Here is a 15,846-nt window from a genome sequence, read left to right on the forward strand (position 1 = left end):
GGGTTAAGACCAAAAAACCCGGTTTCTACGAAAAATCGTGCATTTCTCCCTTGAGATATTGACGCAGAAACCGGGTTTTCGATCGGATATGCGGGTTGCAACCTGTGTATTTTCGTGAAAAAACTCGGTTTCTGACCATCCTGGCGTCCAAGAATGTCAAAAAAATGTAAAATACTAACTTTGGTCGGGACTGGGGACTACAGATAGTGGAGTATGCTCAAGAGCATTAAAGACATAGCATTACTAAGTCTGTGAGCGATCGTCTATTTTTTAACAGTTTCAACTTAAACTTATGCAGCCACCTATTGCTATTGGAACTCTCCTACAAAACCGCTACCGCTTGGTGAATATTTTAGGTCAAGGGGGATTTGGCCGGACTTATTTAGTAGAAGATTTGGGACGGTTTCAAGAACGCTGCGCCCTGAAGGAATTGATCCCCGTGCAAAGCGGGCCTTACGTTTTGGAAAAATCGAAGGAATTGTTTCAAAGAGAGGCGGCAATACTTTACCAAATAGCGCACCCGCAAATTCCCCAGTTTCGGGCAATATTTGAAGAGAACCAGCGTTTGTTTTTAGTGCAGGATTATGTGGAAGGGATGACTTACCGCGAACTCATGCTCGATCGAACTTCAAATGGTCGCACCTTCACGGAAGCCGAAGTCTTGGTATTTATCCGGCAAATGCTGCCGGTACTCGCTCACATCCACGCGCGCGGCATCATCCACCGCGACATCTCCCCAGAAAATATCATCCGCAGGGAAAACGACCAAATGCCTGTGCTGATTGACTTTGGAGTGGTGAAGGAACTCGCCACCAAAGTCCAGTCTCCCGAAGGAACAGCCCACGCGACAACTGTCGGTAAAATGGGCTACGCGCCGATGGAACAGTTGCACAGCGGGCGGGCAACAGCCAGCAGCGACCTCTACGCTTTAGCTGTAACGGCGATCGTCCTGCTGACGGGCAAAGAACCGCAGGAATTGCTCGATCAAACAACGCTGCAGTGGAATTGGCAGCAGCGAGTGCAGGTGAGCACTGGTTTGGCGTTGGTGCTGAATCGGATGTTGAGCCGATCTCCGGGCGATCGATATCAATCTGTCAGCGAAGTCGCCCAAGCACTCGATACCCAAACTAATCCTAAGCCTAGCCAGCCAACTGTACCGCCCGCGCCGCCAGCAGTGGTGCCGACAAACCCTTCGCTAATAGCAACGGTGGCCGTGGGCAGGCCGCCGGAGCCAGCCGCCCCGAGTTCCCCCCCGCCAAACCAGCCAGACCCGTTAAGTGAGCCTGCTGGCGACACTTTTTGGGACAATCCCTTCGCTGCGATCGGACTGCTGGCGGGCTTAGTAATCTTGACTGGCTTTGGTTCCTGGGCTTTAGTCGGCTCATTTCTCAACAATTCGCGTCCCAAACCCACTCCGACACCGCCAGCACTTACAAGTCCGACGCCGACACTAACTCCGGTACCAAACCCGCTACCTTTGCCAACCCCAACCCCGCAACCTTTGCCCACCCCAAGCCCAGAACCTTTGCCGGAACCGAGCCCAGAACCTTTACCGGAACCGAGCCCAGAACCTTTGCCAGAACCCAGCCCAGAACCTTTGCCGGAACCGAGCCCAGAACCTTTGCCGGAACCGAGCCCAGAACCTTTGCCAGAACCGAGCCCAGAACCAAGCCCAGCGCCAACTCCGACACCCAAACCGACGCCCGCGCCGACTCCCGCGCCCAAACCGACGCCCAAACCGACGCCCGCACCAACCCCCGCACCCAAACCAACACCCGCGCCGTCGCCAACACCAAAACCGACGCCCGCGCCAACTCCTGCACCAACACCGGAACCAGCGCCAACTCCCGCACCATCGCCGGAACCAGCGCCAACTCCCGCACCATCGCCGGAACCGGCCCCAACTCCTGCACCGTCACCGGAACCGGAACCGGAACCAGCGCCGGAACCGGAACCAGCACCAACACCCGCACCATCGCCAGAACTCTAAACTTCTGACAAAATTCCCCTAGACTGAGGTTGAGGCCAATTACTTGTTAGCTATTTGTCAATGAACTCCTTGCTAATTGCTGGAACTGATACCGACGCGGGCAAAACTGTTTTGACCAGCGCTCTGGCTGCTTATTGGCAAATGTATTTTCCCGATCGCCGTTTGGGAATTATGAAACTCTTGCAAACGGGAACGGGCGATCGCGAACTCTACACCCGTTTGTTTTCCCTCGACCAATCCCCCGAAGAACTCAATCCGCTGCACTTTGATGCGCCTCTAGCACCGCCGATCGCCGCCGAACGGGAGGGGAGACGTATCGAACTCGAAAAGGTCTGGACGGCTTGGCAAAGCCTCTCGGAGCGCAAGGAGTTTGTGCTGGTCGAAGCTTTGGGAGGGCTGGGATCGCCTGTAACGCGGGAACTGACGGTGGCCGATATTGCCAGGGATTGGCGGCTGAGGGGGGTTTTGGTAGTACCTGTGAGATTGGGGGCGATCGGGCAAGCTGTAGCGAATGTTGCTCTCGCCAGACACACTGGTTTTAAGCTGAGAGGAATTGTGCTCAATTGCGTTAAAGCTTATTCGGAACAAGAAATTGCCGATTTAGCGCCCGTTGATTTGATCCAGTCGCTGACTCAAATACCTGTGTTGGGTATTTTGCCGCATTTAGATGACCCGACTGACCTTGCTAAATTAGCTAAAATTGCTTCAGATTTAGATTTAGAGCGGTTACTGCCAGGAGTGAATTTAGTTGCTCAGACTTCTAAATAACCCTATTCTAAACACCTCTCTTTCTCATTCCTCTCTTCCTCTGCGTACTCTGCGCCCTCTGCGGTTCATAAAAAAAATCTCCGACCCAACTGGGATAGGGTTGAAGAAGATTTTATTTTAACCGCAGAGACCGCAGAGAGCGCAGAGAAAGAGCAGAGAGAGTTTCACAACTTATTCTGGGCTGCTATAATTAGTGATTACCATTTATCAATTGATTAAATCTAAAACCTAATCAAAAAAAAGGAAAATAAAACATGGTTTCTACTTTACCGAATTTAACCTCTATCGATTTATCTCAATTGCGGCTGGAGATTAGAAATTTGCAGCCTCAGCTAGTCGAATGGCGTCGTCTTTTGCACCAAAAGCCGGAGTTGAGTTTTGATGAAAATTTAACGGCGCAGTTTGTCTCGCAAAAGTTGCAGGAATGGGGCATAGATCATGAAACTAATATTGCTAAAACTGGTATTGTCGCCACTATAGACAGCGGCAAACCGGGACGGGTTTTGGCAATTCGCGCGGATATGGATGCTTTGCCTATTCAAGAAGAAAATGAGGTAGATTATCGATCGCAGCATGATGGAATTATGCACGCTTGCGGCCACGACGGCCACACTGCGATCGCCCTTGGAACTGTCTGTTATCTCGCAAAGCACAAACACAGCTTTTCGGGTAAAGTAAAATTTATCTTTCAGCCCGCTGAAGAAGGGCCAGGGGGCGCAAAACCGATGATTGAAGCGGGAGTTTTAAAGAATCCTGATGTTGATGCGATCGTCGGCTTGCATTTGTGGAACAATCTACCTTTGGGGACTGTAGGCGTCCGCAGCGGCGCGCTGATGGCGGCTGTCGAAGTTTTTGACTGCACGATTTTTGGCAAAGGTGGGCACGGCGCAATGCCACATCAGACTGTGGACTCGATCGTAGTTACAGCCCAAATTGTCAGCGCTTTGCAGGCAATTGTCGCGCGGAACATTGACCCGATCGACTCAGCAGTAGTAACTGTCGGCCAATTCCACGCAGGCCACACCCACAACGTCATTGCCGATACCGCTCAAATCGGTGGCACTGTGCGCTATTTCAATCCAGCATATCAAGGTTATTTTGCAAAGCGAATCGAGCAAGTAATTGCCGGAATTTGTCAGAGTCACGGGGCCAATTACAAATTAGATTATTGTGCGCTTTATCCGCCAGTTATTAATGATTCGAGAATAGCTGAATTGGTGCGCGGCGTGGCAGAATCAGTTGTCGAAACTCCTGCAGGAATCGTTCCCGAATGTCAAACAATGGGCGGCGAGGATATGTCGTTCTTTTTGCAAGAAGTTCCCGGTTGCTATTTCTTTTTGGGTTCGGCAAATCCAGAGAAAAACTTGGCTTACCCGCACCATCACCCGCGTTTTGATTTTGATGAAACTGCGCTGGGGATGGGTGTAGAAATGTTTGTTCGGTGTGTCGAAAATTTTTGTGCGGTGTAAATCAGGCTTTCAGGGGCGGGCTAGAAGCCTACCCCACCACAAAATTTAGTTTTTCTAGAACAAGCAAATTCATGTCTTGTGGAACAGGCATCTTACCTGTCCCTGAGAATGGTACGACATCTCAGATATTACCGAGTTTGAAAGATATTCTGCACCATTTTTTTATCTACACTCGCCGCTGCCTTATCCAATTCGGCAATCTCCCCGGAGTCTAACTCCCAGCCCAAAGCACCAATATTATCCCTCGCCTGTGCCACAGATTTCGCCCCCGGAATAGGAATAGTTTCTTTGCAGATGCACCAGTTGATGGCTACCTGGGAAACAGTTTTGTTTCTGAATGCCCCTATTTCTCGCAAACACTCCAAAAGCGATCGCATTCCCGGAAGTAGCTGCTTGCACGCCAAACCTCGGATGCCTTTAGGAAGAGATCCATTTTCGGAATATTTACCCGTCAGCAACCCCAAGGCTAGAGGACTGTAAGCAATCAATTTTATCCCCAATTCATCGCAAACATCTTTCAATCCGAGTTCTGTCACCGGATAGGTAGAAAGTAGCGAATATTGCACTTGTAAAGTAACAATAGGAATTTGGCGATCGCTAAATTTCCGATGCACCCATTTCAGCCGTTTCGGCCCGTAATTAGACAAGCCCACTCCTTTGACCAATCCTTGCTCGTAAAGGTCAGCCAAACCGTCTAAAAGAGCCCCCTCTTGCCAAGGAGCGTAATTAGCGGTAGACCAGTGCATTTGCACCAAATCTACATTTTTCCCGAGGCGCGCAGCAGAGGCTTTGCAAGCCGATATCATTGATTGTCGCGTCAGCCTCCAAGGATAAGCAGCCAGTTTTGTGGCAATACAAAGAGCGTCTTTGTTTGCACCTTGATATTGTTGAGAAAAATGCCCCAAAAGCTGTTCGCTGCGTCCGTTTAATTTCCCTGTTCCGTAAGAGTCGCCGGTATCGAATAAAGTGACGCCGTTACTAACACAAAGATCGAAAACGGCTTGCAATTCATCGTCCATACTTTCATTGTAGCCCCAAAGCAGTCGGTTGCCCCAGGCCCAAGTGCCGCAGCCCATTTTTGGCAGTAAAATTTTTTGGTTAGTTTGCATTTTTATTGATGGTAGTTGTTGGTAATACGGATATTTTATAGGAACATAACTCGGTATCCCCTAGCCCCCAGTAGAGCTGTTTCATTCTGCCACAGGCCGCCAGGGACTCAAGTCCCTGTCTAATAGCATAAGTCGGTTAAAACCGACTCAAATAGTAATCTCAATTTGGAAAATTAGAGTTACACATATATTCTGCGCTAACTCTCTACCAAAACAGCTTTGATAGAATTGCTAGAGTCGTCTTTAGACGACTTCAGCTATGAGACAGGGGTTTAAACCCCTGTCGGACTGTCGGACTAATGGCACACCCTACAAAATTACCAATAACTAATGACTTTTTAATTCTTTTACGTGGTTGGCGAGGGCGAAGGTGCGCTGTTTTTGGTAGGTGGCTCTGGCTTAGCTTTGGGGTCTGGTTTTGGTGGGGCAGGTGGAGGGAAATTCGCCGCGCGTCGGGGTATTTGTAGCGCTGTTCGGAATGCAGAAGACGGGAAGAAACCGCTAAATTGAGAAAGTCGAACTGCGATGGGTTCGGGCGCATATTCCCACAAGCTTTCGTAGTAGAAGAAAGCGGCGCCTAAGCCGTATTCTTGGACTGCTTGCACCTGAGATTTAATTTGCTCAATCGGTACTGGGCTATTTCTCAAACCTGTCATAATCCCAACTCCGGTGGGGATCTTTTGCTGTGCTTCTTGCATTTCTGGACGGTTAATCTTTTCCACAAATGATTCTAGATTGGGGCGGTACACTTGCACGATTAGCTCGTCGGCAATATCCAAACGCACCCAAGTCAGCCAATCTTGTAGGTGATGTTTGTAAGCAAACTCGTAGTAATTGGGAGAAATGGAGAAAATTGCATTTGGTTTGGCTGCTTTGACGGCTTGATTTAGCTTCGACATAAAAGCGGTAATTTTATTGGCTCGCCACTGCACCCATGCTGGGTTTTGAAAATCTTTGGGCGGAGCTTTTTTTGTTTCTTTGGTATACAAAGCAACTGTGTAGTCATCGTAGCCAAATTCCGACGGCAAACTCATGTGATCGTCAAATTGAATGCCGTCTGCGTTATATTGAGTAGTGATTTCTAGGACGAGTTCGGTAATAAATTGCTGCACTTCTGGATGAAAGGGATTGAGCCAAACTACTTCGCCGCCGGCGTCGTTTGATGTTTGGCTGCCGTCCTGTTTTTGTGTCAGCCAGTCGGGATGATTTGAGGCTAATTCTGATGTGGGAGGAGCCATGAAACCAAACTCAAACCAAGGAATTACTAGCAGGCCTTGGCGGTGAGCTTGATCGATTAAATCGGCGAGCATATCTTGTCCGTCTAACCCTCTGTAAACAAAGGGTTGAATGTCTCTTTGCTGGGCTACATAGCTGGGATACATTGCATAGCCAGAATTCCAGGCTACAGGATAAATAGTGTTGAAATTTAACCGCTTTAATTGGCTGACAGCATCTCCTAGTTTGCGACGATCTCTGAGGATGTCTTTGTCGTTTGTCGTCATCCAAACGCCGCGAATTTCCTGGCGGGGTTGCTGGGCGATCGCCGGAATGAAATTGTTCGCCAGCAATACTATAATGAATGAGAGGGCAAACAGAAGCGGGAAAAGAGTTTTAATCGATCGCTGCCAACTGCGCGGAATGATGCGTAATGTCATAGTTTTGAATGGTGAGTTAGCTATTGAAACACACCCCGGCATAATTTGGTGATAAAATTTGCTCGCTCTAGAGTCTACAGCCATTTGCGCTGAATGTGGAATCAATTAAGCGAAATGGATGGATTGATGTGCTCCGATCGCAACTGAGCTAAGTATAATCTCTGAGACAGAGGGGAAGTGACAGTATTCTGTCTAACTGCTGGGAAATCATTCATTACGCACTGCAAGCTCTCCTTACCGGAGAGTGCGGCCTGCCGGAGTGCGAGTGCTGTACAATATTGGTGCTGGAACATTTCGATCGAACATCTGTAATTGTGAAAGATTTAGTCTTAATTGGTGGCGGTCACAGTCATGCTATTGTATTAAAAATGTTCGGTTTCAAACCGCTGCCGGGAGTGCGTTTAACTTTGATTAGCGACGTGCTGCACGCGCCTTATTCGGGGATGCTGCCGGGGCACGTTGCCGGGTTTTACGATTATGATGAATGTCACATCGATTTGCGCTCGCTCGCTGAATTTGCCAGGTGTCAAATAGTGGTCGATCGGGCGATCGCGATCGACTTTAACAAAAACTTAGTTATTTGTCAAACTCGTCCTCCGGTTAATTTTGATTTGCTTTCTGTGGATATCGGCAGCACTCCTGCGACTTTATCTGTACCGGGTGCCGCAGAATATGCAATTGCAGCTAAACCCGTACCGGAGTTTTTAGCTAGCTGGAATCAGTTAATTTCCGAAAGGCAAAACCATCCCCAAAAACCGCTGCGTATCGCCATTGTCGGCGGCGGTGCAGGCGGCGTAGAATTAGCATTAAATATGCAATCTCGATTGGGGAAAGAAGAGGGAAGAAGGAAGAGGGAAGAAGGAAGTGGCAAGAAGGAAGTGGCAAGAAGGAAGTGGGAAGAAAATTTAGAAAATTTATTATTAGAAATTCATTTGTTTCACAGCGGCGCTGAATTAATGCCTGCACATAACCATCGAGTGCGTCGCCGCCTTCAAGAAATTCTCATCAGTCGCGGCATTGAATTGCATTTCAAGGAAAAAGTCTGTGCTGTAAAAAAGATTGAGAGAAAAACCAATCCTCAATTCCATAGCGATTACCAAATTTCCTGTAAATCAGGTTTAGAGTTAGAGTGCGATCGCATTTTTTGGGTGACACAAGCATCGGCAGCCCATTGGATCGGAGAATCGGGTTTAGCAGCCGATTCAAACGGCTTTATCCAAGTCAACGATTGCCTGCAATCAGTCTCTCACCCCAACGTATTTGCGGCTGGAGATATCGCTGCGATGCTTAATTATCCCCGTCCCAAAGCAGGCGTGTTTGCCGTGCGTCAGGGCAAACCGCTGTTTGAAAACTTGCAGCAGTTTTTATTGGAAAAACCGCTGAAACCCTTTGCACCGCAGAAACAATACTTAGGGTTAATTGGTACGGGGAATAAAAGGGCGATCGCATCTCGCGGTAATTTCATGTGGGAATCACGGTTGTTGTGGTATTGGAAAGATTGGATCGATCGCCAATTTATGCAAAAATTTAGCAATCTGCGAAAAACAGGCGATACCCAATAGCAATACATTCAGAAGATGCCCACATTTTATCCGCTCTCATCTTCTCTTCTCTTCCTCTGCGTCCTCTGCGGTTAATAAAAAAAGTGTTATTCAAAAACGCTTTAAGATTGTTATAGTAATATCAGAAGTAAAGAAAACTAACTATGTTCAGAAAAATTGGATTTGGGCTGCTTTGGATTGCATTTATCACCTACGCCTTTGTATTTGCACCACCCGACAGCCCAGAAAAAACCATCACACTAATTACCAATATTTCCACAGGCAAAATAGCAGACATCAACCCTTTAATTGTAGCGTTATTCAACCTCATGGGAGTCTGGCCGCTCATCTACAGTTGCGTCTTATTTGCTGACGGCAGGGGGCAGAAAATACCTGCATGGCTATTTGCCACTTTATCCTTTGGCGTCGGCGCCGTTGCCTTGCTGCCTTATTTAGCCCTGCGCGAACCGAATCCTGAATTTCCCGGTCATAAAAATATCTTTTTAAAGATATTAGACTCCCGTTTTACTGCAATTTTTTTAACATTAGCTGCTCTTGGTTTAGTTGCCTTTGGCTTGACAAAAGGCGATTGGTCTGATTTTATTGGACAGTGGCAAACCAACCGTTTTATCCACGTAATGAGTTTAGATTTTTGTATGCTTTGCCTGCTATTTCCTGCCTTATTGGCAGACGACATGACGCGCCGAGGAATGCAGAACTCTACAGCATTTTGGGCTTTAACATTAGTGCCGCTGTTCGGGCCACTGGCTTATCTGTGTACGCGCAAACCGCTGCCCGAAACTAATACTCAAACTGTTACCAATTAGACAGCAGTGGAGGAAATTATCAGTTTAATGTAGGAATCAATCACAATAAAACAGACAACCACAGGCAAGATGACTGTTCCACAATAAGTAAGTAAGTTTTATTGTGGGTGGGCTTCGAGTCCGCCCATAAAAAACTAATTACAAATAGTGCAAAATCTGAGTATTAATCTAAATAATTATCTCGCACTCTCTAGCAAATGAAAAAATTTCCGATTGTTGGCATCACAACATCCAACCGCTGTTCAGCAGGCGAGTATCGCTTAAATGGAACTTATATTGATGCAGTTCAGGCGGCTAGTGGAATCCCGATTTTGCTGCCGCCCAATCAATTAGATCCGGCTAGTATTTTTGATGCAGTAGATGGTTTGATTTTTTCCGGGGGCGGAGATATCAACCCAGAACTTTATGGCGGTTATGTCGATCGCACAGTTTACTCGGTTAATGCAGAACGCGACAATTTTGAATTAACCTTAGCCAAGCTAGCTTTGAAGGCGGACATACCTGTGTTGGGGATTTGCCGGGGAATGCAAATCCTGAACGTAGCCAGCGGTGGCAGTTTGGTGATTCACGTACCGGATGCTTACGGAGACGAGGTTAATCACGGATCGGGAATTCCCCCGCGCGCGATCGAGCATACCATTGAAATTGAGCCAACCAGTCGGCTAGCAAAAATTATGGGAAAAACTTCAACAACAGTTGTTTCCTGGCATCATCAAGCTGTGCGGAAGGTAACCTCCGATTGGCGAATTGTAGCCGATGCACCTGACACTTTGGTAGAGGCAATGGAGCACTGCTATCACCCTTGGATGATAGCAATTCAATGGCACCCGGAAATGTCGCCAAACTGTTCGTTCAACTCTCGAATTTTTAAGGCTTTCGTAGAAGCAGCAGCTTCAAGATTTATGAATTCTACCAAGTCTGCATCAAATGCAATTCATACATTTTGATGGTCACTTATTCTTGATAGTCAGTATCTATTTCAATATCCAGGGTATCTTCATCTATTCTGACATACAGAACATTTGGGCGACAGCAAACCTGACAATCTTCGATATAAGATTGTTCCATACCACCGCTGATATCAACAAAAGTTGTACTCGGTTCGCCGCAGAAAGCACAGTAATATTCAGCCGTTGTTTGCATCTTTCTCGCACTCTCTTTTTGTAACTTCGTGGCGGTAGCGAAACATATCGGTTAACCGCATTTCCACCCACCAACCTAACAACAAATCGACAATCGGGCCGCCCGGTATCGAAAATGCGATCGCATCTGTCAATCTAGTCTTGCCATTTTCTGAGGTAAACTCGTGCCGATGAACCCAACGTGCCATCGGCCCCTCAGTTTGTTCATCAACAAACAAGCGATATTGTTCGCACTGAGTGTGAGTCGCCACCCATTTTACAGGAATCGGTCCCAATAACAGGCGAAATTCGGATACAGCACCCACATCGAGTCCCCCTTCGCGGCGAATGATTTTCACCGGTTGCCAAGGCGGAGTCAAAAGTTGCAGAATGTCCGGCCTTTCGTGAAAGTTCCAGACTGCTTCAACGGTGGCATTAATCAGCGACGAATATTTAAAATTGGGCATTGTCTCGTTTGGCTAGACACTTAAGTGCGATCGCGTTTCAGCATTTGCAGTATTATCCTCTGTATCAGTACAAACAGCAACCGTTAGTTTCAATCTTTTGCAGCCGGCTATTTCCTAAGTCGTCAACTGCAAATCCTTCGTCCTAAAATGACTCGTCGCGTCAGCCAAATGCTTCTTCAAAGTCGCCTCCGGTAGCGGCCCTTTTAAATGACTCCAAGGCAAAACCCGATCCAATTCCCACTCTTGAAAAACATAAAAATCCATCTCAGGCAACTGTCCCCGCAACTCCTTAAATGCCCGCCGATAACTGCCCAAAGTATCGCCGTAATGCCGCACTAATTCCAACAGCCGAGACAACCGCCGATCGCCCCTGGAGAGCAACCCCTGAATCACAGACCAGTTATAGCTTTCAGGTCTAAATTCTAAACCCAGCTTACGCAATTCTTTATCTAAAAACTTCAGCCTCTTCTCGGCATCTTTATTCACTCCAAACCACTGAAAAGGAGTGTGAGATTTCGGGACAAAAGAGCTGCATCCCAGAGTCAACCGCAAACCGGGAACAGCTTTTCTAATCGCCCGCATCATCGCCACCGTCTCCTCTAAATCCTCCATCTCTTCGCCGGGAATTCCCGCCATTCCGTAAAGTTTAATTCCCTTTAAGCCGCCAGCCTTAGCATTGATAGCAGCTTGAATAATTTCGTCATTTGTGAGTTTTTTGTTAACGATTTTGCGGAGGCGATCGCTCCCGCTTTCCACCGCAATCGTCACAGATTTGCTGTCTCTGTTTGTCAATATTTCTGCCAATTTAACTGTCACCGTATTCGTCCGTACCGAAGAAAGACTCAGCCGCACGCCGTCGTATTTCGGATGATTCAAATGATCCAGCAACGCTTCAAATTCCGGGTGCTGAGTGACCGAAGCACCCAACAAACCCAAACGATTAGTCACAGCTAAACCGCGATCGATCGCCGGAATTAGCGATCCCTCCAAGCTCGCAGTTCTAAACGGCAAAGTCAGATAACTTGCCAAACAAAAACGGCACATTTCTGGACAACTCCGAACCACTTCCACCATGTAAATATTTTCCCAAGCCGCTTTTTCTGTCACCACAGTGGAAGCAGATAAAGTATTGCCGCGATAAGTCTGTTTTTCAACCATACTGGGAATTCCCGAATCGACAGGCTGAATCGATTTAATACCCTCAGCCGCATCCAGATAAGTTACTTCGTACAAACTGGGGACGTAAACTCCCGGAACTTGGGCTAGATGCCGCAATTTAGTTTGTCTGTCGGCAGTACGGACTTCTTTACAAGCATCAATAAAATTGTCAATGAGATTTTCGCCATCTCCCAACAAAATCACATCAAAAAAATCGGCAAAAGGTTCCGGATTAGCAGTAAAAACCGGGCCGCCGCCGAATACGATTGGATGATTATCAGTTCGTTTTGACGCCCAAATGGGAATTTCTAGAGATTCCAATAAATTGAGAATATTTACATAGTCTAGTTCCCAAGAAAGCGAAAATCCGAGTAATTCTGGATGTCGGGGAAGTTGTTCGCGGATATCAGTAAATAAACGGCTGACTTCAATATCCGATCGCACAGCCAAAGTTGCCCACACTATCTGATAGCCGAGACTGGTAATACCCACCGTGTACTCGTTGGGAAAAGCAAAAATAGTCGGGATAGCATCAGCATCGGGCGTTGCTGGGGCAAATAGTAAGCGTTCTTGAGCAAATGGATTAGGAGTCACGGGCAAGTTTAGCCTTAAAAATATAATATCTCTTTCATCTCTCATTTTATGCTATAGACTGACAGCCTGACAGCGATTAACACGTAAGTAGGTCGGGCTGAAAAGACTGAAGTATGTAAAGATAGGTAAATAAAGATAGGTAAACTAGGCAACAGTTGTAGCTAGGTGATGAGTCATGGGTGCGCGACTGAGAATTTTCCTCAAGGCAGAAGAAGACAGAACGTTATTTGAGATGAGGAAGGCGAGTACAGTACCGCAAAGGGTAAAAGATAGAGCCGAAGCACTAAGGCTCAATGCTCAAGGATGGTACGTGGAGAAAATCGCCAACTACTTCAATTGGCATCCGCAAACGGTGCGCGAAGCGATTCATCGGTGGGAAAAGAAGGGACTCGGAGGATTATGGGAGGAGCCAGGGCGTGGAGGAAAAGCGCGTTGGCAAGCCGCTGATATCGAGTACCTGGAAACGTGCCTGCGGCAAGAGAATCGTACCTACAATAGTCAGCAACTGGCACAAAAACTGGTCCTAGAGCGGCAAGTACAGTTGAGTCCCGATCACCTACGACGGGTACTCAAAAAAAGGGGGTACTCTGGAAGCGTAGTCGTGTGAGCCATCGGGATAAGCAAGACCCACAACAACGCGCCATCAAGCAAGCTGATCTCGATATGCTGGAGTTGGCGGCGGCTGCAGGTGAAATTGACTTGTTGTACCTCGATGAGTCTGGATTTAGCTTGTGGAGTCCAGCGAGCTACAGCTACTTTTTTCGCGGAGAACAAAAACGACTTGAACAAACCCCTCGACGCGGCAGACGGTTAAGTATTTTAGGGCTTGTGCAACCTTTCGTTACCTTTGTCTACGGCTTGGTGATTGGCTCTTTTACCAGTGAAAGCTACATCAAAATCATAGATGAGCAAGCTCGTCTTGCTGCACAAGAGTTTGCCAAGACTCGACGGATTCGTGTTATCGTCCAAGATAACGGACCGATACATACCAGTACTCAAGTACAGCAGCAGTGGCCTCGATGGGAAGCGCAGGGTCTTTACCTATTCTTTTTGCCTGCCTATTGCTCGGAAATGAACCCGATTGAGTCGGAATGGCATCAACTCAAAACCCATGAACTGGCAGGACAGATGTTTGAAGACGAGTTAGACCTGGCTTATGCGGTGATGGATGGTGTAGAAGCCAGAAGTCGAGTAGAAGGACGGACTACAAAGCGTTTCAAGTTTAAGTCTAGCTAGCTCAAGACTCAGCGTTACATAGTTTATTTTTTCCCTGTCCACCTACTTATATACCGATAGCAATTTTGTGTCATCCGCGTATGCGTGTCGATCGCTAATGACTAACAACCGTAGGAGTTACGCACTCGCACACAAAAAAACCGGGTTTTTTAAATCTTATTGAGAGTTTTAAGCAAGTATTTGGTTAAAACATCCGGTTTCCGATGACCCGTGCCGAAATCCTAAACTATTGAACCTTTTTTGCCGCCAAACCAGTCTAAAGCATACAGAATTAACCAACAGTTCCCCCAGCACCTAGTATGAACCTAAAACTTAAATATAGGGCATTATTGCTATACTTGTGGCTGGGACTGATTGCCTCAAGCAGTGCCGCCAGTCCCCCCGACAATTCCCAAATTTTGCATCTCCTCAACCGCATCAGTTTTGGCCCCCGATTGGGTGATATCGAAAAAGTGCGATCGCGCGGCACAGAAAATTACATCCAACAGCAACTCTCCCCAGAAACCATCCCTGAACCTCCGAACCTTACCACTCGTATAAATAGTTTAGAAACCCTCCAAAAAACACCGGCAGAACTTTTTGTCGAATACGGTCGCCCCCCCGTGCAAAACGGTCAAAAACCCAGGCCAGAAGCAATCAGAGCCGCCCGCCAAAAATCCCGCATCATCCTACAACAAGCAGTAATAGCCCGTTTATTGCGAGCGGCAGAAAGTCCCCGCCAATTGCAAGAAGTTATGGTAGATTTCTGGTATAATCACTTTAACGTTTACTCAGATAAAGGATTAGATAGACTCTGGGTAGGAGCCTACGAACTAGAAGCAATTAGACCCTACGCTTTGGGAAAATTCCGGGAATTACTAGGTGCCACTTCCCGTCACCCTGCCATGTTATACTATTTAGATAACTGGCAAAATACCGCTCCCCAAAGTAGCGGAGTTCAAGGCAGATTTCAGGGATTAAATGAGAATTATGCGCGGGAGTTAATCGAACTGCATACATTAGGCGTCAACGGCGGTTATACCCAACAAGATGTCATCGCATTAGCTCGCATTTTTACAGGATGGGGATTTTCGCCGCGCTCGGGACAAAATGATGGTTACAGCTTTTATTTTGATGCCAAACGCCATGATTTTAGCGATAAAGTATTTCTGGGACAAACTATCAAAGGTTCTGGCGAAACCGAGGGAGAACAAGCTTTAAATATTTTAGCCAAAAGCCCAGCCACAGCTAAACACGTCAGTTATAAATTAGCTCAATATTTTGTAGCGGACAGCCCGCCAAATGCCTTAGTAGATCGCCTGAGCCAGCGGTTTCTAGAAACAGATGGAGACATCCGGGAAGTCTTAAACACTTTGTTCCGGAGCCGGGAATTTTGGGATAAAAAAAACTACAGCGCAAAGTTTAAAACTCCCTACCAATACGTTATATCAGCGGTGCGAGCGACAAATCAGAAAGTAGAAAACTTTCAACCGCTGTACGGCTATTTGCAACAGTTAGGAATGCCACCTTACGGCTGCCAAACTCCAGACGGTTACAAGAATACTCAAAATGCTTGGCTGAATCCAGATGCGATCGCCCGTCGGTTAAGTTTTGTCACTGCTTTGGCGAGCAATCCCTTGTATTTAAGCTCCCCTCCCGCTGACAAAAATCAGTCGGGATGGATGTTGCCTCAGATCGGAACTCCCTCTAACTCCTCTTTAGCAAGGGGCCCGAAAGAGAGTAAGGAACCCATAGACTCGTCGCAGTTAGCTAATACTTTGGGGAATAACTTCTCGGCGAATACCAAAAGTGCGATTGAGTCCAGTCCTGCTAATTTACGCGCCGCCTTAATTCTGGGCAGTCCAGAATTTATGCACCGCTAAAAGAGGCAGAAGAAGGAAGAGGAAAGAGCGAAGAATGAACAGGGTGTAA

At 47.2% G+C, this 15,846-nt stretch carries 12 protein-coding genes and 1 pseudogene; 8 read left to right on the plus strand and 5 right to left on the minus strand.

The genetic code is table 11. The features are described 5' to 3' along the window. The first annotated feature begins 292 nt into the window (after positions 1–292). The 3 genes from QUB33_RS02480 to QUB33_RS02490 all read left to right on the plus strand — a co-directional run bounded on the left by QUB33_RS02480 (position 293) and on the right by QUB33_RS02490 (position 4,227). Complete coding sequence (locus QUB33_RS02480; RefSeq protein WP_333346768.1) at positions 293–1,990, plus strand: serine/threonine-protein kinase; 1,698 nt, start codon at positions 293–295, stop codon at positions 1,988–1,990. Positions 1,991–2,050: 60 nt separating this feature from the next. Beyond that, a complete protein-coding gene (gene bioD, locus QUB33_RS02485) occupies positions 2,051–2,758 on the plus strand; it encodes a dethiobiotin synthase (RefSeq protein ID WP_333346771.1) in 708 nt (235 codons plus the stop codon). A 254-nt stretch (positions 2,759–3,012) separates the two neighbouring features. After that, a complete protein-coding gene (locus QUB33_RS02490) occupies positions 3,013–4,227 on the plus strand; it encodes a M20 family metallopeptidase (protein ID WP_333346774.1) in 1,215 nt (404 codons plus the stop codon). A gap of 128 nt (positions 4,228–4,355) precedes the next feature. Here QUB33_RS02490 and QUB33_RS02495 read toward each other — a convergent pair whose 3' ends face one another. Continuing rightward, positions 4,356–5,336, minus strand: coding sequence for an aldo/keto reductase (locus QUB33_RS02495; protein ID WP_333346777.1), 981 nt, complete (start codon positions 5,334–5,336; stop codon positions 4,356–4,358). A gap of 347 nt (positions 5,337–5,683) precedes the next feature. Further along, complete coding sequence (locus tag QUB33_RS02500) at positions 5,684–7,075, minus strand: glycoside hydrolase family 10 protein (RefSeq protein WP_333346780.1); 1,392 nt, start codon at positions 7,073–7,075, stop codon at positions 5,684–5,686. A 230-nt stretch (positions 7,076–7,305) separates the two neighbouring features. Here QUB33_RS02500 and QUB33_RS02505 point away from each other — a divergent pair, with 230 nt between their 5' ends. From QUB33_RS02505 to QUB33_RS02515, 3 genes are all read left to right on the plus strand, one after another. After that, complete coding sequence (locus tag QUB33_RS02505; RefSeq protein ID WP_333346783.1) at positions 7,306–8,553, plus strand: FAD-dependent oxidoreductase; 1,248 nt, start codon at positions 7,306–7,308, stop codon at positions 8,551–8,553. A gap of 143 nt (positions 8,554–8,696) precedes the next feature. Beyond that, a complete protein-coding gene (locus tag QUB33_RS02510; RefSeq protein WP_333346786.1) occupies positions 8,697–9,359 on the plus strand; it encodes a DUF2834 domain-containing protein in 663 nt (220 codons plus the stop codon). Between the two features lie 197 nt (positions 9,360–9,556). Further along, the gene (locus QUB33_RS02515; protein WP_333346789.1) at positions 9,557–10,306 is read left to right on the plus strand and encodes a gamma-glutamyl-gamma-aminobutyrate hydrolase family protein; all 750 of its coding nucleotides are present in this window, start codon (positions 9,557–9,559) and stop codon (positions 10,304–10,306) included. 7 nt (positions 10,307–10,313) lie between these two features. On the opposite strand, the gene QUB33_RS02520 is transcribed toward QUB33_RS02515, so the two are convergent. From QUB33_RS02520 to QUB33_RS02530, 3 genes are all read right to left on the minus strand, one after another. Next, positions 10,314–10,502: a CPXCG motif-containing cysteine-rich protein gene (locus tag QUB33_RS02520; RefSeq protein ID WP_006635525.1), complete on the minus strand. Its 189-nt coding sequence runs from the start codon at positions 10,500–10,502 to the stop codon at positions 10,314–10,316. Beyond that, the gene (locus QUB33_RS02525; RefSeq protein WP_333302915.1) at positions 10,486–10,947 is read right to left on the minus strand and encodes an SRPBCC family protein; all 462 of its coding nucleotides are present in this window, start codon (positions 10,945–10,947) and stop codon (positions 10,486–10,488) included. Before QUB33_RS02525 ends, QUB33_RS02520 begins: the two co-directional genes overlap by 17 nt. Before the next feature lie 114 nt (positions 10,948–11,061). Beyond that, positions 11,062–12,699, minus strand: a complete 1,638-nt coding sequence (locus QUB33_RS02530; protein WP_333346792.1) for a radical SAM protein — start codon at positions 12,697–12,699, stop codon at positions 11,062–11,064. Between the two features lie 175 nt (positions 12,700–12,874). Between QUB33_RS02530 and QUB33_RS02535 the strand changes: the two are divergent. Together QUB33_RS02535 and QUB33_RS02540 are read left to right on the plus strand one after the other, a co-directional pair. Further along, positions 12,875–13,935: pseudogene (locus tag QUB33_RS02535) on the plus strand (IS630 family transposase). Positions 13,936–14,234: 299 nt separating this feature from the next. Then, positions 14,235–15,797, plus strand: a complete 1,563-nt coding sequence (locus QUB33_RS02540; RefSeq protein WP_333346795.1) for a DUF1800 domain-containing protein — start codon at positions 14,235–14,237, stop codon at positions 15,795–15,797. Positions 15,798–15,846 lie beyond the last annotated feature (49 nt).

Origin of the sequence: Microcoleus sp. B3-A4 (genome assembly GCF_036705385.1) — a bacterium.
In the GTDB taxonomy this organism is placed as follows: Bacteria; Cyanobacteriota; Cyanobacteriia; order Cyanobacteriales; family Microcoleaceae; genus Microcoleus.

Coding starts and splice junctions, on each gene's coding strand:
- QUB33_RS02510 (WP_333346786.1), top strand. CDS start 8,697: ATGTTCAGAAAAATTGGATTTGGGCTGCTTTGGATTGCATTTATCACC.
- bioD (WP_333346771.1), top strand. CDS start 2,051: ATGAACTCCTTGCTAATTGCTGGAACTGATACCGACGCGGGCAAAACT.
- QUB33_RS02525 (WP_333302915.1), bottom strand. CDS start 10,947: ATGCCCAATTTTAAATATTCGTCGCTGATTAATGCCACCGTTGAAGCA.
- QUB33_RS02500 (WP_333346780.1), bottom strand. CDS start 7,075: ATGGCTGTAGACTCTAGAGCGAGCAAATTTTATCACCAAATTATGCCG.
- QUB33_RS02520 (WP_006635525.1), bottom strand. CDS start 10,502: ATGCAAACAACGGCTGAATATTACTGTGCTTTCTGCGGCGAACCGAGT.
- QUB33_RS02490 (WP_333346774.1), top strand. CDS start 3,013: ATGGTTTCTACTTTACCGAATTTAACCTCTATCGATTTATCTCAATTG.
- QUB33_RS02480 (WP_333346768.1), top strand. CDS start 293: ATGCAGCCACCTATTGCTATTGGAACTCTCCTACAAAACCGCTACCGC.
- QUB33_RS02540 (WP_333346795.1), top strand. CDS start 14,235: ATGAACCTAAAACTTAAATATAGGGCATTATTGCTATACTTGTGGCTG.
- QUB33_RS02515 (WP_333346789.1), top strand. CDS start 9,557: ATGAAAAAATTTCCGATTGTTGGCATCACAACATCCAACCGCTGTTCA.
- QUB33_RS02495 (WP_333346777.1), bottom strand. CDS start 5,336: ATGCAAACTAACCAAAAAATTTTACTGCCAAAAATGGGCTGCGGCACT.